The 18,316-nt window shown below is 63.7% G+C and carries 18 protein-coding genes; 10 read left to right on the top strand and 8 right to left on the bottom strand.

Features of this window, described 5'->3' with window-relative positions; all coding sequences use genetic code 11:
• The first annotated feature begins 192 nt into the window (after positions 1 to 192).
• Genes L0U84_RS37210 through L0U84_RS37190 form a run of 5 tightly spaced genes read left to right on the top strand, consistent with a single transcriptional unit; the run spans position 193 to position 5,520 of the window.
• A complete protein-coding gene (locus L0U84_RS37210; protein ID WP_233858063.1) occupies positions 193 to 888 on the top strand; it encodes a TetR/AcrR family transcriptional regulator in 696 nt (231 codons plus the stop codon).
• Positions 885 to 1,853: an HlyD family secretion protein gene (locus L0U84_RS37205; RefSeq protein WP_233858061.1), complete on the top strand. Its 969-nt coding sequence runs from the start codon at positions 885 to 887 to the stop codon at positions 1,851 to 1,853. The genes L0U84_RS37210 and L0U84_RS37205 overlap by 4 nt, the downstream gene beginning before the upstream one ends.
• On the top strand, positions 1,850 to 2,833 hold the full coding sequence (locus L0U84_RS37200) for an ABC transporter ATP-binding protein (RefSeq protein ID WP_233858052.1): 984 nt from the start codon (positions 1,850 to 1,852) through the stop codon (positions 2,831 to 2,833). The genes L0U84_RS37205 and L0U84_RS37200 overlap by 4 nt, the downstream gene beginning before the upstream one ends.
• On the top strand, positions 2,830 to 3,981 hold the full coding sequence (locus tag L0U84_RS37195; protein WP_326491234.1) for an ABC transporter permease: 1,152 nt from the start codon (positions 2,830 to 2,832) through the stop codon (positions 3,979 to 3,981). The genes L0U84_RS37200 and L0U84_RS37195 overlap by 4 nt, the downstream gene beginning before the upstream one ends.
• A 12-nt stretch (positions 3,982 to 3,993) precedes the next feature.
• Complete coding sequence (locus tag L0U84_RS37190; protein WP_233858050.1) at positions 3,994 to 5,520, top strand: efflux transporter outer membrane subunit; 1,527 nt, start codon at positions 3,994 to 3,996, stop codon at positions 5,518 to 5,520.
• A 12-nt stretch (positions 5,521 to 5,532) separates the two neighbouring features.
• Here L0U84_RS37190 and L0U84_RS37185 read toward each other — a convergent pair whose 3' ends face one another.
• From L0U84_RS37185 to L0U84_RS37160, 6 genes are all read right to left on the bottom strand, one after another.
• Positions 5,533 to 6,750 carry a benzoate/H(+) symporter BenE family transporter gene (locus L0U84_RS37185; RefSeq protein WP_233858048.1) on the bottom strand — a complete coding sequence of 406 codons (1,218 nt, stop codon included), beginning with the start codon at positions 6,748 to 6,750 and terminating at the stop codon, positions 5,533 to 5,535.
• A gap of 124 nt (positions 6,751 to 6,874) precedes the next feature.
• Positions 6,875 to 7,666 carry a 1,6-dihydroxycyclohexa-2,4-diene-1-carboxylate dehydrogenase gene (locus L0U84_RS37180; protein ID WP_233858046.1) on the bottom strand — a complete coding sequence of 264 codons (792 nt, stop codon included), beginning with the start codon at positions 7,664 to 7,666 and terminating at the stop codon, positions 6,875 to 6,877.
• A gap of 1 nt (position 7,667) precedes the next feature.
• Positions 7,668 to 8,684, bottom strand: a complete 1,017-nt coding sequence (gene benC / locus L0U84_RS37175; protein WP_233858044.1) for a benzoate 1,2-dioxygenase electron transfer component BenC — start codon at positions 8,682 to 8,684, stop codon at positions 7,668 to 7,670.
• 25 nt (positions 8,685 to 8,709) lie between these two features.
• Positions 8,710 to 9,201 (bottom strand): benzoate 1,2-dioxygenase small subunit, encoded by a 492-nt coding sequence (gene benB, locus L0U84_RS37170; RefSeq protein ID WP_233858042.1) that lies wholly within the window; start codon positions 9,199 to 9,201, stop codon positions 8,710 to 8,712.
• Positions 9,198 to 10,565, bottom strand: coding sequence for a benzoate 1,2-dioxygenase large subunit (benA, locus tag L0U84_RS37165; protein ID WP_233858040.1), 1,368 nt, complete (start codon positions 10,563 to 10,565; stop codon positions 9,198 to 9,200). The genes benB and benA overlap by 4 nt, the downstream gene beginning before the upstream one ends.
• 133 nt (positions 10,566 to 10,698) lie before the next feature.
• A complete protein-coding gene (locus L0U84_RS37160; RefSeq protein WP_233858038.1) occupies positions 10,699 to 10,842 on the bottom strand; it encodes a hypothetical protein in 144 nt (47 codons plus the stop codon).
• 216 nt (positions 10,843 to 11,058) lie between these two features.
• On the opposite strand from L0U84_RS37160, the gene L0U84_RS37155 reads away from it, so the two are divergent.
• From L0U84_RS37155 to L0U84_RS37135, 5 genes are all read left to right on the top strand, one after another.
• A complete protein-coding gene (locus L0U84_RS37155) occupies positions 11,059 to 11,976 on the top strand; it encodes a LysR family transcriptional regulator (RefSeq protein ID WP_233858036.1) in 918 nt (305 codons plus the stop codon).
• Positions 11,977 to 12,260: 284 nt separating this feature from the next.
• Positions 12,261 to 13,034 carry an ABC transporter substrate-binding protein gene (locus L0U84_RS37150; protein ID WP_233858034.1) on the top strand — a complete coding sequence of 258 codons (774 nt, stop codon included), beginning with the start codon at positions 12,261 to 12,263 and terminating at the stop codon, positions 13,032 to 13,034.
• 103 nt (positions 13,035 to 13,137) lie between these two features.
• Positions 13,138 to 13,827: an ABC transporter permease gene (locus L0U84_RS37145; protein ID WP_129963139.1), complete on the top strand. Its 690-nt coding sequence runs from the start codon at positions 13,138 to 13,140 to the stop codon at positions 13,825 to 13,827.
• Positions 13,824 to 14,537 carry an ABC transporter permease gene (locus tag L0U84_RS37140; protein WP_233858032.1) on the top strand — a complete coding sequence of 238 codons (714 nt, stop codon included), beginning with the start codon at positions 13,824 to 13,826 and terminating at the stop codon, positions 14,535 to 14,537. Before L0U84_RS37145 ends, L0U84_RS37140 begins: the two co-directional genes overlap by 4 nt.
• A gap of 37 nt (positions 14,538 to 14,574) precedes the next feature.
• The gene (locus L0U84_RS37135; protein WP_233858030.1) at positions 14,575 to 15,342 is read left to right on the top strand and encodes an ABC transporter ATP-binding protein; all 768 of its coding nucleotides are present in this window, start codon (positions 14,575 to 14,577) and stop codon (positions 15,340 to 15,342) included.
• A 41-nt stretch (positions 15,343 to 15,383) separates the two neighbouring features.
• Here L0U84_RS37135 and L0U84_RS37130 read toward each other — a convergent pair whose 3' ends face one another.
• Complete coding sequence (locus L0U84_RS37130; protein ID WP_233858028.1) at positions 15,384 to 15,773, bottom strand: type II toxin-antitoxin system VapC family toxin; 390 nt, start codon at positions 15,771 to 15,773, stop codon at positions 15,384 to 15,386.
• Between the two features lie 186 nt (positions 15,774 to 15,959).
• Complete coding sequence (yicI, locus tag L0U84_RS37125) at positions 15,960 to 18,287, bottom strand: alpha-xylosidase (protein ID WP_233858027.1); 2,328 nt, start codon at positions 18,285 to 18,287, stop codon at positions 15,960 to 15,962.
• Positions 18,288 to 18,316 lie beyond the last annotated feature (29 nt).

Genomic DNA, 18,316 nt, shown 5'->3' with positions numbered 1-18,316 from the left:
CATGCGTATCGACGGTACCCATGCTGCGTCGTCGCGCGGTTTCCTGACGCGGATCAACGACTGAACGGGGCCCGCCCGCCGCCAGGGTTTCCCCTCCTTCGCCACACCAGAAAATGTCCTAGTATCAATCAGTTAAAACTAACTAACTCGTCAATTAGTGTCGTGGCCATGCCTCAAGCCGCCCGCTCCCGAATGGGTCGCCGTCCTCATCCGCAGAACTTCGACGCACGCGAACATCTGCTCGATGTCGCGGTGACGCTGTTCGCCGAGCGCGGCATCGCCAATACGACGGTTGCGCAGATCGCGGCGGCGAGCGGCGTCACGTCCGCGATGGTGCACTACTGGTTCCAGACTCGCGAAAAACTGCTCGACGCCTTGTTCGAGGAAAGGCTCGTCGCCGCCTTCGGGGCGATCTGGGATCCGGTCGATCCCGAACACGACGAGCCGCTTGCGCTGACGCAAGGCATCGTCAAACGCATGTTCGACGTCACCGAAAGGATGCCCTGGCTGCCTTCGCTATGGCTGCGCGAGATCGTCAACGAAGGCGGCCTGCTGCGCGAGCGCGCGTTTGCGCACATCCCCCTCCAGAAACTCGCCGCGTTTGGTGAGAACATCGCGCGCGGCTGCGCATCGGGTCAGTTGAACGCGGAGCTGGAACCGTTGCTGCTGTTCAACTCGGTGCTGGCCCTCGTGATGCTGCCGCAGGCAACCGCCAGGATCTGGCAGCGCCTGAATCCGCGCACCTCGTTCGATCGCGCGACGCTCGAACGCCACGTCGTCGCGCTGCTCACGCAAGGCATGAGCGCATCCGACGCGGTCAAGGCCAACGCGAAGGTGAAAGCCACGGCCACAACCACCGCACGTCGCGCGAAAGGGAAGCCGTCATGATTGCGTCCGCCCGCTCATCCATTCGTGCCCCGTTGCTCGCACTGTGCATCGCGGTGTGCGCGAGCTGTTCGCAACAACCGGCAAATACGTGGCAAGGCTATGTGGAAGGCGAGTTCCTGTACCTCGCGTCGTCGCAGGCGGGACAGCTGACCGAACTCGCGGTCTCGCGCGGGCAGACCGTCGCGCAGAACACACCGCTCTTTGCGCTCGAAGCGCAGAACGAAACCGAGGCCGTCGCGCAGGCCAACCAGCAACTGCGCTCGGCCCGCGCGCAGCTTGCCGACCTTGGAACCGGCAAGCGTCCGCCGGAAGTCGACGTGACGCGCGCACAACTCGTGCAGGCCGAAGCCGATGCGGCGCGCGCCGCGACCCAGTTCCGCCGCGATCAACAGCAATTCGGCGCAGGCGGTATCGCGCAAAGCCAGCTCGACGACTCGCGCGCGAACGCGCTGTCGAGCGCCGCACACGTGCGCGAGCTGCAAAGCCAGCTCGCCGTCTCGCGTCTGCCAGGGCGGATCGAACAGATTCGCGCGCAACAGGCGCAGGTCGACGCGGCGCAGGCCCAACTCGGCCAGGCCCAATGGAAGCTCGATCAGAAAAGCGTGCACGCGCCGCACGCGGGCCTAGTGTTCGACACGATGTATCGCAGCGGCGAATGGGTGCCGGCCGGCAGCCCCGTCGTGCGCATGCTGCCGCCGGAGAACGTCAAGGTGCGCTTCTTCGTGCCCCAGGGGGTGGTTGGTTCGCTCGCGCCGGGCCGTCGCGTCTCGATTCATTGCGACGGTTGCGCCGCCGATGTGCCGGCCGTGCTCAGCTTCATTTCGGACCAGGCGGAGTACACGCCGCCAGTGATCTTCAGCAACGAAAGTCGCGCGAAGCTCGTGTTCATGGTCGAAGCCAGACCCCAGATCGCCGATGCGCCCAAGCTGCGGCCCGGCCAACCCGTCACGGTAACGCTGCAATGAATGCGCCCGCGCCCGCCGGCAACGCCAGCGACCCCGTGTACGCGATCGACGTGCACGGGCTGAACAAGCACTTCGGCACCAAGCACGTGGTCAACGACGTCACGATGCAGGTGCGGCGCGGTGAGATTTTCGGCTTCCTCGGTCCGAACGGCAGCGGCAAGACCACCTGCATCCGCATGATGTGCGGACTGCTGACGCCGGACTCCGGCAGCGGCACGTGTCTGGGCTACGACATCGTGCAGGACAGCGCGCAGATCAAGCGGCGCACCGGCTATATGACGCAGCGCTTCTCTTACTGGGAAGATCTGACGATCCGCGAAAACCTCGACTTCGTCGCGCGCATCTACGAGATGAAGAACCGCCGCGAGGCGGTCGACCGCGCGCTCGAACAACTTGGCCTGCAAAGCCGTGCGAAGCAACTGGCCGGCGCGTTGTCGGGCGGATGGAAGCAGCGTCTGGCGTTGGCCGCGTGCATGCTGCATGAGCCGGAACTGCTGCTGCTCGACGAACCAACCGCGGGTGTCGACCCGAGCGCGCGCCGCGACTTCTGGGAAGAGTTGCACCGCCTCGCGGCGCGCGGCATCTCGGTGCTCGTCAGCACGCACTATATGGACGAAGCGGAACGCTGCCACAAGCTCGCCTATATCGCCTACGGCAAGCTGCTCGCGCAGGGCACGTCGAAACAGGTGATCGACTCTCAAGGGCTCGTGACGTGGGCCGTGTACGGCCAGAATCTCGTTGAGCTCGGCGACCGGCTGCGCCGCTCGCCCGGTGTCGAGCAGACGGTGGCGTTCGGTTCGTCGCTGCATGTCAGCGGTCCGGACACGCCCGAACTCCACGCTACGATCGACCAACTCGGTCATTCGGATCCAACGCTGCGGATCGAACCACAGGAAACCGGCCTCGAGGACGTGTTCATCTTCATGATGAACCGCTCGACCGACAATTACGCAGCTGCTTCGGCGAAGCAGGCATCATGAATTCCGCGCGCCGCCTTCCGCGCTTTTCGCTGATGCGTTGGTGGAGCATCGTGCGCAAGGAGTTTTTGCAACTGAAGCGCGACCGCATCACGTTCGCGATGATGATCGTGCTGCCGATCATGCAGATGGCGCTGTTCGGCTTCGCGATCAATACCGACCCGAAACATCTGCCGACCGCCGTCATCGCCGCCGATCACAGCGAGTTCACCCGCAGCTTCGTGATGGCGATGCGCAACTCCGACTACTTCGACATCGTGTCGACGCTGCCCGATGAAGAGTCCGGCCGCCGCGCGCTCGCGCAGGGCAAAGTGCTGTTCGTGCTGAACATTCCCGTCGGCTTCACGCGCGAGCTGGCCAAGGGCGCGCGGCCATCGCTGCTCGTCGAAGCCGACGCGACGGACCCCATGGCGGTGGGCACCGCGCTCGGCGCGCTGCCGTCGATCACGCAGTCGGTGTTGCAGAAGGACCTCACGGGTGCGCTGTCCTCGCTCGCGGTCGGTCCCACGGCTTTCGATGTTCAATTACACCGGCTCTACAACCCCGAAAGCATCACCCAGTACAACGTGGTGCCGGGCCTGATGGGCGTGATCCTGACGATGACGATGGTGATGATGACCGGCCTCGCGATCACGCGCGAACGCGAGCGCGGCACGATGGAAAATCTGCTCGCCACACCGGTGCTGCCGCTCGAAGTGATGACCGGCAAGATCGTGCCTTATGTGGCGATCGGCCTGGTGCAGGTCAGCATCATTCTCGCGGCGGCGCGCTTCGTGTTCAATGTGCCGTTCGAAGGCAGTCTGATCGCGCTGTATCTGTCCGCGCTGCTGTTCGTCGCGGCCAATCTGACGATCGGCATTACGCTGTCGTCGCTCGCGCAGAACCAGTTGCAGGCCATGCAGCTGACAATGTTCTATTTTCTGCCCAACATCCTGCTGTCGGGTTTCATGTTCCCGTTCGCGGGCATGCCGAAGTGGGCGCAGTACATCGGCAACCTGTTGCCGCTCACCTACTTCAACCGGCTCGTGCGCGGCATTCTGCTCAAGGGGGTCGGTTGGACCGATATGTGGCCGCATGTGTGGCCGCTGCTGATCTTTCTGTTGGTCGTGATGGGTGTCGCCGTGAAGTTCTATCGACGCACGCTCGATTGAGGAAGGCCTGCAATGTGTTCCGCTCCTCGCATTCGTGACGTGGTTTTTCATCCTGCGGCTTGCTGGTCCGAGCGATCCGCCACGCGTCGGCTCGCAGCATTCTGCGCAAGCGCGGCATTGTGCGCGTGCACGGTCGGCCCGGATTTCCACCGCCCCGACGTGACCAGCGTGTCGAGCTATACCGCCGCGCCGCTGGCGGCAAGCACCGTCGCAGCCGATGGTCCCGGCGGCGCCGCGCAACACTTCGCGCCGACCGACGTACCCGGCGACGGCTGGTGGCGCGCGTTCGGCTCGCCGGTGCTGAACGCGCTGGTGCTACAGGCGCTCGACGACAGCCCGAGCCTCGCGCAAGCCCGCGCGAAACTCGATCAGGCGCAACAGGACTATCGCGCGCAGGCGGGCGGCACGCTGTGGCCGCAGGTCGATGCGAACCTGTCGGCCACGCGCGCGCAAATCGATCCCGAAGCGCTCGGCTTCGGGCAACTGGCGCAGGGTCGCTCGTTTGCGCCATTTACGCTGTACAGCGCCCAGGTCGCGGTGTCGTACACGCTCGATCTGTTCGGCGCGAATCGCCGCGCGCTCGAAGCGGTGGCCGCGCAGGTCGACTATCAGCAATACGAACTCGAAGCCGCGCGTTTGACGGTCGCGGGCAACGTCGTGACGGCGGCGATCCGGCGCGCGTCGCTCGCGCGGCAGATCGCGCTCACCGAAGCGCTGCTCGCGAACCAGATGCAGCAACTCGATATCGCCGAACAGCGCTATCACGCGGGCGGCATCTCCGAGGTCGATCTGCTGAGCCAGCGCACGCTCGTGCAGCAAACCCGCGCGACGTTGCCGCCGCTGCGTACGCAGCTCGCGCAGACCGATCATCTACTCGCGATCTATCTGGGTCGCGCACCGGCGGAATCGGGCGCCTTGCCCGAGCTCGCCGCGCTCGACCTCGATACGCTCGTGCTACCCCCCGACCTGCCGCTGACCTTGCCGTCGACGCTCGCGCAGCAGCGGCCTGACATTCGCGCGTCCGAAGCGCTGTTGCATCAGGCGAGCGCGAACATCGGCGTCGCGACCGCGAATCTGTATCCGCGCATCACGCTGTCGGGCAGCGCCGCGACCGAACGGATCAATCTGTCCGACCTGCCGACGGGCTTCAACGTGTGGAGTTTCGGTGCGGGTCTCACGCAGCCGCTGTTTCATGGCGGTGAGCTGCTGGCGCGCAAGCGTTCGTCCGAGGCGGCCTACCAGGCCGCGCTCGCGGTGTACAGGCAAACCGTGCTGCAGGGACTGCAACAGGTCGCCGACGCGCTGCGCGCGCTCGATCAGGACGCCGTCGCGTTGCAGGCGCTCGACGCCGCTCAGCGCAGCGCGCAACATAGCGCCGGCATCGCGAGCCAGCGCTACGCGGCAGGCGGCATCAGTCAATTGTCGCTACTCGATACGCAGCGTCAGGAATTGCAGACCGGACTCGATCGCACCAAAGCCGCGGCGCAGCGTTATGCCGATACCGCCGCGCTGTATCAGGCGCTCGGCGCGCGGCCTTGAGTGACCGATTCGTTATCGGTTCGCAGGCGTCTCGCGCAGTACCTTGTTCAGCACCAGGTACGCGAACGAGCCGATCACGATGCCCCAGAACGCCGAGCCGAGCCCGAGGAAGGTCATACCGGATGCGGTCGCCAGAAACGTGATGACCGAGGCCTCGCGATGGTCTTCGTCCTGGATCGCGCCCATCACGTTCGAGGTAATTGCGCCGATCAACGCGAGGCCCGCCAGAATCGCGACGAATTCCTTCGGCAGCATCGTGAACAGCGCGACGATCGCCCCGGCGAACGTGCCGCCGATCAGATAGAACACGCCGTTCGCAATGCCCGCGATATAGCGCTTGTCCGGGTCGTCGTGCGCATCCTTGCCGGTGCACAGCGCCGCCGTGATCGCCGCGATCACGATCGTGATGCCGCCGAAAAACGCCACGCCGATCGACGCGATGCTCGTCGCGGTGATGATCGGACGGGCCGGCGTGTGATAGCCGGACACGCGCAGAATCGCCATGCCCGGCAGGAACTGCCCGGTCAGACTGACGACGACGAGCGGCAACGCGAGGCTCAGCGTCGAACTCAGCGTCCATTCGGGTTCGATGAAGATCGGCCGCGTCACTTGCAGCGGCAGCGCGCCCAGATGCGCGGCGCCGAGCGCGATGGCGAGCACCGCGCCCGTCAGCAGCACCAGCACGATGCAATAGCGCGGCAGCAAACGCCTGAACACGATGTACGCGCCGATCATGCCGAACGCCAACGCCGGCATCGACGCCGCCGCCTTGAACGCATGCGTGCCGAACTGCAGCAGGATGCCGGCCATCATCCCGCAGGCGATGCCCTTCGGAATGCTGCGCACCATGCGGTCGAAATAGCCCGATACGCCGATCAGCAGAATGATCACGGCCGCGGTGAGGTACGCGCCCACCGCCTGATGCAGCGTCAGCGCGGGAAACAGTCCGACCAGCAGCGCGGTACCGGGCGCGGACCAGGCGGTGACGACCGGCACCTTCAGCTTCCAGCTCGCGAAGATGCCGGAGACGGCCGCGCCGATCGAGATGCCCCACACCCACGACGCGACCATCTCGTTGGGCATGTGGGCCGCTTGCGCCGCCTGGAAAAAGATCACGAGCGGGCCCGCGTACGAAATCAGCACGGCCAGAAAGCCGGCTACGATGGCGGACACGGACCAGTCGGCCGCAATGGCGCGGGTGGTCGGCGCCTGGCTAGGGGTGGGATTCATCGTCGATGTGGGTCGAGGTGGCCCGCGCCGCGGGCCACCGTCAGGCAGCGGAGTCATTCCGGGCCGATAGTATGAAGGACATTCGCCGCGCGGCCTATCGGCATCGTTCGGCGCCCGCCGCTCGCTAGCCCTGATCGCCGCCGCCGACCGGCAGCACGGTGCCGGTGATGTACGACGCTTCGTCGGAAGCGAGGAACAGGATCGCGCCGACCTGTTCGTCGATCGTGCCGTAGCGATGCATCAGGCTCGACGCGATCGTCTGATCGACGATGCCCTGGTACCACCTCGCTTCCTGCTCGCTTTGCGCTGCGGTATTGCGCGGCACGCGGCGCGGCGGCGCTTCGGTGCCGCCCGTCGCGACCGCGTTGATGCGGATGCCGTGCTCCGCATGCTCGAACGCGAGGCTCGCGGTCAGCGCGTTGACGCCGCCCTTCGACGCCGCGTACGGCACGCGATAAATGCTGCGCGTCGCAATCGACGACACGTTGACGATCGCGCCGCTCGCACGCTGCAGCATGCCGGGCAACACCGCGTGGCAGCACCACAGTGTCGGGAACAGCGAACGCCGCACCTCGGCCTCGATCTGCCCGGCCTCATATTCCTCGTACGGCTTCGCCCAGATCGTGCCGCCGACGTTGTTGACGAGCGCGTCGATGCGGCCGAACGCGTCGATCGCGAAGGCCGTCATCGCGGCCGCGCCCGCATAGGTTTCGAGGTCGGCGATGAACGCGCGCGCGTCGCCGCCGGCGCGCGCAATCTCTTCGGCCACTTCGTGCACGATCGGCGAGCGGTCGACCAGCACGACAGCCGCGCCCTCGCGCGCCGCGCGCAATGCGACGCCGCGGCCGATGCCCTGGCCCGCGCCGGTCACGACGAGCACCTTGCCCTTGAAGCGATCGGTAAAGGTCGAAGTCATGCTAGTTGCTCGCCGAGAATTTTTCGTAGTAGAAGTTCGCGGGCTCGACGCTGCTGTCGCGCAGCCAGCCCTGCACCGCGTCGACCATCGCCACCGGGCCGCACAGGTAGACATCGACGTCGCCGTCGTTCAGCCAGTCGCTGTCGACGTGCGCGGTCACATAGCCCTTGCGCTCGTGGCCGCTCGCGGAATCGACCACACAGGTGCGATAGCTGAAATTCGGCAGCGTGCGCTGCGCTTCGTCGATCTGTTCGAGCGCGACCAGATCGATGTCGTTGGTCACGCCGTACACGAGCCGCACCGGCTGCGTGTTGCCGCTCGCCTTCAGCACGTCGAGCATCGACAGGAACGGTGCGATGCCGGTGCCGCCCGCGAGGAACAGCACCGGACGCTGCGGATCGCGCAGATAGAAGCTGCCGTACGGACCCGTGAAGCCGATCCGCTGACCCGGCTGAGCATCGTTGCTCAGAAAGCCGCTCATCTTGCCGTCCGGCACGTTGCGCACGACGAACGCCGCGCGCGTCGCGCCCGGCGCCGAGCTGAACGAGTACGACCGGCTCTCGCCGCTCGCGCCCGGAATGTCGACGTTCACGTATTGACCCGCGAGAAAGCTCGGCGCGCTCGCGTCGTCGATATCGATCGAGAAATGGATCGTCGAATCGGACAGCCGGTCGACCGCCGCGAGCGTGCCTTCGAAACGCGACACGCCGGTCTTGCACGCCGCCGACGACGCCTGCACGCGAATCACCAGATCCGAGCGCGGCCGCGTCTGACACGCGAGGATATAGCCCTTGCCCGCTTCCTCGGGAGTCAGCGCGTCTTCGACGTAGCTCGACTCGGGCATGTCGTACGCGCCCGATTCGCACAGCCCGCGACAGGTACCGCACGCGCCTTCGCGGCAATCAAGCGGAATGTTGATCTTCTGCCGGTACGCGGCATCCGACAGCGTTTCGTGCTCACGGCAGCTGATGAAGCGTGTGACGCCGTCTTCGAACTGAAGTGCAATGGTGTGTTCCATGACCTGTCTCCTGCGACCGCACCAATTAGATGTGGTAGATATCGATGACCTGATTGATGTAGTCGTTCTTCAGCACGACGTACTTGCTCAGGATTTGCGGCTCTTCGCCGTTGAAGTCGATCACGTAACGCGACATGCCGAAGTAGCTGTAGTTCGTCTTGTAGCGATGGCTCAGCGTGTGCCAGTTGAAGCGCACCGTGTACACGCCGTTCTCCGCGCTCTCCACCTCGACGTTGGCCACGTTGTGGCTCGTGCGGGTGTCGGGCATCGTCGCGCTCGAACGCTCGGTCTTGATGCGGAACACGCGGTCTTCGAGGCCCTGGCGGTTCGGGTAGTAGATCAGCGAAATCTCGCGCTGCGGATCGGTGACGAGCTTGTCCTCGTCGTCCCACGACGGCATCCAGAACGACGCGTCCGGGTGATAGCAGGTGAGCCACTCGTCCCACTGCTCGTCATCCAGCAGGCGGCTTTCGCGGAATAGGAAAGCCTGAATATCGGTGATGGCGATGTTGCTCATGCGCGGCTCCCCGGCGCGCTCAGCGCCTTTTTCATCGTGTCGATCCAGTAGCGGTGCTGCACCGTGTACAAGCCTTCGTCCTCGGTCTTCACGCCGCTCATCACCGGGTTGAGGCCGATCTTTTGCGCGGCTTCGTCGGCGCCGTCGATCCAGTGCTTCGAACCGCGGCACATGTCGTTCCATTCGACCGCGCGGCCCGCGTAGCCCAGCTGGCAGGCGCGGAATTCCTCGAGGTCGTCGGGGGTGGCCATGCCGCTCACGTTGAAGAAGTCCTCGTACTGACGGATGCGGCGCGAGCGCGCTTCGTCGGATTCGCCCTTCGGCGCGATGCAGTAGATCGTCACCTCGGTCTTGTTGACCGACAGCGGGCGCAGCACGCGAATCTGCGAGCCGAACTGGTCCATCAGATACACGTTCGGATAGAGGCACAGGTTGCGCGAGTTCTGGATCATCCAGTCCGCGCGCTCAGTGCCGCAGCGCGCGGCGAATTCGTCACGGCGACTGAAGTTCGGACGATCTTCGGGATTGGCCCAGCGCGTCCACAGCAGCATGTGGCCGTGATCGAACGCGTAGAAGCCGCCGCCCTGACGGCCCCAGCTGCCGGCATCCATTGCGCGGATCTTGTCTTCGCGCGCGTTCTCTTCCTTGCGATGGTTGGTCGTCGCCGCGTAGTTCCAGTGCACCGCCGACACGTGATAACCGTCCGCGCCGTTTTCGGCGGTCAGCTTCCAGTTGCCTTCGTACGTATAGGTCGACGAGCCGCGCAGCACTTCAAGGCCGTCTTCCGACTGGTCGACGATCATGTCGATGATGCGTGCGGCCTCGCCGAGGAACGTCTCGAGCGGCGGCACGTCGTCGCTCAGGCTGCCGAACAGGAAGCCGCGATAGTTGCCGAAGCGCGCGAGCTTCTTCAGGTCATGCGAGCCTTCCTTGTTGAAGCAGTCGGGGTAGCCCGCGTCCGCGGGATCCTTGACCTTCAGCAGCTTGCCGCTGTTGTTGAAGGTCCAGCCGTGGAACGGGCACGTATAGGTCGCCTTGTTGCCGCGCTTGTGACGGCACAGCATCGCGCCGCGGTGCGTGCACGAGTTGATGAACGCGTTCAGCTCGCCCTGACGATTGCGCGCGATCACGACCGGCTGACGGCCCATGTAGGTCGTGAAGTAATCGTTGTTGTTCGGAATCTGGCTTTCGTGGGCCAGGTAAATCCAGTTGCCCTCGAAAATGTGCTGCATTTCGAGTTCGAACAGCCGCTCGTCGGTGAACGCGCTGCGATGCAGGCGGTAATCGCCGCTCTCACGGTCTTCCACGAGGAAGTCGTCGATGTTCTTCAGTTGCGGAGTGTGATCCGGGTAGATCGGAATCATGCGTGTCTCCTGATTCGGACTGTCGGTATGCGTGCGATGCACGCGTGTAGGGAGCGGCCTGCCTGCCGGGAGGCCGGCGGGCCGATTGGTCTTTTACGTCGGGGAGTGGAGGCGGTGCGCCTCCGGTATGGCGTCAGGCCGGGGCGCGCAAGCGCTCGACCTTCGGCATGGAATGCAGGACCTGGTGCCCGAGGGATTCCACGCGCGCATCGGCCGCGGGTGGCAGGGCATTGGTGGACAACCCATTCATCGGGGTTGCGATTTCAGCATGTCTCATTGCTGCTCCTGAACTCTTTCTAGGTCTTGGATCCCATGCGCGAGGAATTGCCTGCGCCGTCTCCGGGGGCCGACCGACGCTTCAGACCGGGCCGAGCCGTCAATGCTCGGGAGGTATAATTTTGCGGGGCGTCTACGGTAACTGAAGGATAGTTCTACGCCGTTCGCATCGTCCAACACTGATTTAGTATCGCGACGATACTTAAAAGGTATTTCTATGGAACTGCGCCATCTGCGCTACTTCGTGGCCGTCGCCGAGGAATGCAACGTCACCAAGGCCGCCAAACGTCTGCACATTGCGCAGCCGCCGCTCAGCCGGCAGATCCAGCAGCTCGAGGAGATACTCGGCGTGCAGCTGTTCGAGCGCGACTCGCGGCCGCTGAAGCTCACCGAGGCCGGCCGCTTCTTCTATTCGCATGCGGTTCAACTGCTCGCACAGACCACGGAAATCGAGGCGATGACGCGGCGCGTCGGCAAGATCGAGCGCAGTCTGTCGGTGGGCTTCGTCGGCTCGACGCTGTACGGCATGCTGCCGAAAATCATCCGGCGCTTTCGCACCGAGAACAGCACCGTCGAGCTGAGCCTGCACGAGATGTCGACGATGGATCAGATCAAGGCGCTCAAGGAAGGCCGCATCGACGTCGGCTTCGGCCGCATTCGTCACGAAGACCCGAGCATCAAGCGTGTTGTGCTGCGCGAGGAGCGGATGATCGTCGCGTTGCCGCTCGGCCATCCGCTGATCGACGCGAAACCGGTGCTGTCGCTGCACGACCTGACCAGCGAAACGCTGATCATCTTTCCGAAGGCGCCGCGGCCCAGTTACGCGGACCAGGTGCTCGCCGCGTTTCACGATCGCGGCCTGAAGCCGCACCGGCTCTACGAAACACGCGAATTGCAGATCGCGCTCGGCCTCGTCGGCGCGGGCGAAGGCATCTCGATCGTGCCGGCGAGCGTGTACGGCTTGCAGCGCGGCGACGTCGCCTACAAAGACCTCGACGATCAGAACCTCGTGTCGCCGATCATCATGAGCATGCGCATGCTCGATGAATCGGCCGACATCCAGCGCATGCTCGAACTGATCTACGCGTTGTACGACGAAGAGCACATGACCTATCTGCCGCCTTCGCATCAGTAACGCGGATTGTTCCGCTTACGGCCCGACGTCCAGACGGGTGTCGCCGTAACGAAGTTGTATGGACAAGATACCCCCACGGTATAGACTGGGGGTATACGCGAAAATTTGCGACTTCCGCCGAACCCTTCAACTAGCCTGCCAATCTTGCCTACAAAGGCTTTTACGCCTATTTCCCGCCTCCTTCCCGAGTGCCCGTAAGCACTAACCCTGATTGCCGCTCGTCTCTCGTACCGGATAATTTGTCTATACAACATCGTACCAGCAGTATCCATCCCGGAGACTTTATGAAGAAACTTGCGTTGTCCCTCGCCCTCGCGCTCGCTGCCACCGGCGCCTTCGCCAAAGATTGGTCCACGGTCCGCTTCGGCGTGGATGCAAGCTACGCCCCGTTCGAATCGAAAGCGACGGATGGCAAGCTGGTCGGCTTCGATGTCGACCTCGGCACCGAAATCTGCCGCCGCCTGAACGCGAAGTGCGTGTGGGTCGAGCAGGACTTCGACAGCATGATTCCGGCACTGAAGGCAAAGAAGTTCGACGGCGTGCTGTCGTCGATGTCGATGACGCCGAAACGTGCTGAACAGATCGCTTTCTCGTCGAAGCTGTTCAACACGCCGACGCGCCTCGTCGCGAAGAAGGGCTCGGGCATCGTGCCGACCGCTGAATCGCTGAAGGGCAAGACGGTGGGCGTCGAACAGGGCACGATCCAGGAAACCTACGCGAAGACCTATTGGGAGGCGAAGGGCGTGAAGGTCGTGCCGTATCAGAACCAGGACGCCGTTTATACCGACCTGCAGTCGGGCCGTCTGGACGCGGCGCTGCAGGACGCGGTGCAGGCTGACCAGGGCTTCCTGAAGACGCCGCGCGGCGCCGGCTTCGACTTCGTCGGCAAGAACATCGACGATCCGCAGATCCTCGGCAACGGCGCGGGCATCGGCATGCGCAAGGAAGACGCGGATCTGAAGACGAAGGTCGACAAGGCGATCGCCGACATGATCAAGGACGGCACGTACAAGAAGATCGAGCAGAAGTACTTCACCTTCGACGTGTACGGCGGCTAAGCCCGCACCAGTCCCACGAGCCCGCTTCACGAGCCCGCTCCACCCGATCGCTAGGCCCCGCGCGCGCAGGCGCGCGGTTCGCTCCTTCAACAAGGACACTCCCATGCTGTTTCAAGGCTTCGGTCCGCTGCTCCTCGCGGGCACGTGGGTAACCATCAAGCTCGCGGTGCTGTCGCTCGCGGCGTCGTTCGCGCTGGGACTTCTCGGCGCCGCCGCGAAGCTGTCGACCAACCGCGTGATCTCACGCATCGGCACGATGTACACGACGCTGATCCGCGCCGTGCCCGACCTCGTACTGATGCTGTTGCTGTTCTACAGCATTCAGATCTGGCTCAATGATCTGACCGACATGTTCAGCATGGAGCAGATCGACATCGATCCGTTTCTCGCCGGTGTGATCACGCTGGGCTTCATCTACGGCGCGTACTTCACCGAAACCTTCCGCGGCGCGTTTCTCTCGGTGCCGCGCGGGCAGATCGAAGCGGGCTTCGCGTACGGCATGAGTGCGCGGCGCGTGTTCACCCGCATCCTGTTTCCGCAGATGATGCGCTTCGCGCTGCCGGGCATCGGCAATAACTGGCAGGTGCTCGTGAAGGCCACCGCGCTGGTGTCGATCATCGGTCTCGCGGACGTGGTCAAGGCATCGCAGGATGCCGGCAAGAGCACACAGTCGTTCTTTTTCTTCACGCTGGCGACCGGGGCCATCTACCTCGCCATCACCACCATTTCGAATCTGGTATTGATCCGCCTCGAGAAGCGCTACTCGATCGGCGTACGGAGGGCCGCGCTGTGATCGAACTGATCCGTCAATACTGGCAGAACTACATTTTCACGGACGGCTTCAACTACACCGGCCTCGTCATCACGCTGTGGCTGCTGGTTGCGTCGATCGTGATGGGTTTCGTGCTGGCCGTGCCGCTCGCGATCGCGCGCGCGTCGCGCAACCGCTACATCTCCGGACCCGTCTGGCTTTTCACCTACGTGTTCCGCGGCACGCCGTTGTATGTTCAATTGCTGCTGATCTACACGGGGCTCTACAGTCTGCATTTCGTCCATTCGCACGCGATGCTCGACAGCTTCTTTCGCAATGCGATGAACTGCACGCTGCTCGCGTTCGCGCTGAACGAATGCGCGTACGCCACCGAGATCTTCGCCGGCTCGATCCGGGAGACCTCGCACGGTGAGATCGAGGCGGCCCAGGCGTACGGCATGTCGAAATTCAAGCTGTATACGCGCATCATCCTGCCCTCGGCGCTAAGGCGCGCGCTGCCCTCCTACAGCAATGAAGTGATCCTGATGCTGCACGCGACCACGCTCGCGTTCACTGCGACCGTCCCCGACATCCTGAAGGTGGCGCGCGACGTCAACTCGGCGACCTACGCGACGTTCCAGGCCTATGGCATCGCGGCGATCCTGTATGCGTCGATCGTGTTCGCGCTGATCTGGGGCTTCCGCAAGCTGGAAATCCGTTTGCTGGCTTATCTGAAACCGCAAGGGCATTAAACCCGGGCGCATTCGCGCCATGATGGAGCATACGAGCATGTACAAGCTGACAGTCGACGACCTGCACAAGAAGTTCGGCGACAACGAGGTATTGAAGGGCGTCTCGCTGAAGGCGAAGGCGGGCGACGTGATTAGCCTCATCGGGTCGAGCGGCTCCGGGAAAAGCACCTTCCTGCGGTGCATCAACTTTCTCGAATCGCCGTGCTCCGGGCGCATCACGCTGAACGGAGAGGAAATCAACACGAGCAAGGATCGCAACGGCTCGCTGCGCGTGACCCATCCGAAGCAGTTGCAGACGATGCGCACGCGTCTGTCGATGGTATTCCAGCATTTCAATCTGTGGGCGCATATGACCGTGCTCGAGAACATCATCGAGGCGCCGATCAGCGTGCTGGGATTGAGCCGTGCCCAGGCCGAAGAGCGCGCTCGAAAGTATCTGACCAAGGTCGGCTTGCCGGCCAATACGGAAAAGAAATATCCGTCGCATCTGTCGGGCGGTCAGCAGCAGCGCGTCGCGATTGCCCGCGCGCTTGCGATGGAGCCCGAGGTGATGCTGTTCGACGAACCGACTTCGGCGCTCGATCCCGAGCTCGTCGGCGAAGTGCTGCGCGTGATGCAGGCGCTCGCTGAAGAGGGCCGCACGATGATCGTCGTCACGCACGAAATGGGCTTTGCGCGCAACGTGTCCAATCATGTCGTGTTCCTGCACAAGGGCAAGATCGAGGAGCAAGGGCATCCGCAGCAGGTGCTGACGAATCCGCGTAGTGAGCGGTTGCAGCAGTTTCTGGCGGGACGGTTGAAGTAGCGGCAACGGGTGTGGCGCGTGGTTCAGCCGCGCGCCGTTACTCACCAGATTGCCCCCGCATAGGAGTACGCGCGCAAACGCGCGTCAGGCGTGATCAGCATGCCGCCAAGCACAATCGCCGTGGATGCGATCAGCCGTTGATGCGACGTGAGTAGGGTGGGCAATGCCGCGGCCTGTACCGCGATAGCCATATCGACCGGCACCACCCGCATGCCCTCGATCGACGCCAAGGTCGACAACCAGCGCCGCGTATCGACAGACAATTTCAGCCGGCCGTCGTCGACGTATTCCGCTACCTCGACGACGCTGATCATCGAAATGGCGATTTCACCCACCTGCATTTCGCGCTCGATCGCCTCACGAGCCGCCGCGCTCAGCTTGTCGTGACCGCCCAGCCACATGATCAAGGCCGTGGTATCAAGCACGATCATCGAACTCTCGCCGTTCGCTCAGTGCGAAACACCGCTTTTGAAATCTGTCGTTCCATTTCTTCCTACCCATTTCCATGCGGCCAGTCGGGCCCGCAGCACTTTCGAGCGGAACGTAAGCCGGCCAGCGTCGAGCGATTACGCGCGCCACGCCGACCGCATTTGCGAGACCGGCAAGCGCTCAGGCGGTCACACGTACACCGTGTGTTCGCTGTCCCCCTCGGGCAGAACGAGCAGCACGCCTGACTCGTGCGAGCGCACCTCCAGGCCTCCCGCATCGCGCAACGCCGAGCATTGCCTCAACACCAGCGGCAACGCTGCTGCCTTGACGCCATGAGCGCTAATCCGAAGGATCTTGTCGCTGCGCGTCACGCTCACGCTCGTCACCGCCGCACCGTCCGGGCCGCGCAAAGTCACGCTGGCCGATTCGCCCGACTCCAGTTCGAACAGATGCAGCACACTGCGCAACGCGTAGTCGTAATCGGGACGCTGATTCTCGGTGCCGATCGCGAGCAGCGTATTCGGCCGCACGTACAACGGCAGACTCAGAAAGCCGTGTCGTTCGCGCACCCACCTGCCGCCCTCGACCTGCTTGCCGGTGAACAGATGCGTCCAGCGCCCCGCCGGCAGCCAGAAGTCCACGTCGCCCACGGCATTGAACACCGGCGCGACCAGCAGCGCGTCGCCGAGCAGATACTGGCGGTCCAGATAATCGCAGCTCGGATCGTCCGGAAACTCCAGCAGCATCGCACGCAACATCGGCGTACCGTGATCCACCGCCTGCTGCGCGGCGTCGAACAGGTACGGCATCAGACGCGACTTCCATTCGGTGAAATGGCGCACCACGTCCACCGCTTCATCGTCGAACAGCCATGGAACACGGTACGACTTGCTGCCGTGCAGGCGGCTATGACTCGACAGCAGCCCGAAGGCGCACCAGCGCTTGTAGACGTCGGCGGGCGCGGTGTGCTCGAAGCCGCCGATGTCGTGGCTCCAGAAGCCAAAGCCGCTCAGGCCTAGCGAGAGCCCGCCGCGCAGCGTCTCGGCCATCGACTCGTAAGTCGCGCTGCAGTCGCCGCCCCAATGCACGGGCAACTGCTGGCTGCCCACGGTTCCGGAGCGCGCGAACACCACCGCCTCGCCCTCGCCGCGCACCTCGCGCAACACGTCGAACACCACCTTGTTGTAGAGGTAGCTGTAGTAGTTGTGCATCTTCTGCGGGTCGGAGCCGTCGTGGTAGACCACGTCGGTCGGAATGCGCTCGCCGAAATCGGTCTTGAAGCAGTCGACGCCCATCTCCAGCAGTCGCCGCAAGTGTCCCGCGTACCATTGCGCCGCGGCGGGATTCGTGAAGTCGACGATGCCCTGACCGGGCTGCCAGCGGTTCCACTGCCAGACGTCGCCGTTCGGCTTGCGCAGCAGGTAGCCCTTCTCCATGCCTTCGGCAAAGAGCGGCGACGGCTGCGCGATATACGGATTGATCCACAGGCAAATCTTCAGTCCGCGAGCCTTCAGCCGCGCCAGCATGCCCCGCGGGTCCGGAAAGGTCTCGCGGTTCCACTCGAAATCGCACCAGTGGAAGGCCTTCATCCAGAAGCAGTCGAAGTGGAATACGTGAAGCGGGATGCCGCGTTCGGCCATGCCGTCGATGAAGTGGTTCACCGTGGCTTCGTCGTAATTGGTCGTGAAGGACGTGGTGAGCCACAGGCCGAACGACCACGCGGGCGGCAGCACGGGCCGCCCGGTGAGTTGCGTGAAACGTTCAAGTACGGCTTTTGGCGTGGGACCGTCGATCACGTAGTATTCGAGCCGTTCTCCGGCGACGCTGAACTGCACCTTCGCGACCTTCTCGCTTGCCACTTCGAACGAGACGTTTTCCGGGTGATTCACCAGCACGCCGTAGCCACGGTTGGTCAGATAAAACGGCACGTTCTTATAGGCCTGATCGGTGCCCGTGCCGCCGTCGCGGTTCCAGCTTTCGACCACCTGGCCGTTCTTCACGAACGCGGTGAAGCGTTCGCCGAGGCCATAGACGTTTTCGCCAACGCCCAGATCGAGTCGCTCGAACATGAATGCGGCGCCGTGCTGGCTTGCATCGTGAGCCTGACCGCTCGCGCGAAAGCCGCTGCCGGTGATGCGCTCGCCGTCACGCAGGAAATCGACCGACCAGTCGCCCGACTTGACGACGCGCACCGTGAGCGAGCCGCTGGTGAGAGTCGCTTCGTTCGCGGTGTTGTTTGTAACGACGGTCCCCGGCTCGCGGTTGAGCGCGAAATGCGGGCCACGGTCGAGCGCGCCGGAAAAGTGCTCGACGCGCACGCCGATCACGCCGCTTTGCGGCGAAAAGAAGCGCCAGGTAAAGAGCCCGGTATCGAGCTGTCGTTCGCGGTTCGATACGTCACGCGGCGCCACGTGCACGAGCAGTTCGTCGCCGACGATCTCCACGCTGTGCGGTGCCGCCGAATACGACACGTTCAGGCCGTCACGGATCAACCAGTTGCCATCGCTGATTTTCATTTACGTGTTTCTCGAATGGTATTCATTGC

The sequence above is a fragment of the Paraburkholderia sp. HD33-4 genome (assembly GCF_021390635.1).
GTDB lineage: Bacteria > Pseudomonadota > Gammaproteobacteria > Burkholderiales > Burkholderiaceae > Paraburkholderia.
Note: the sequence above shows the minus strand (reverse complement) of the source record. Positions and strands in the feature narration are given on the sequence as shown.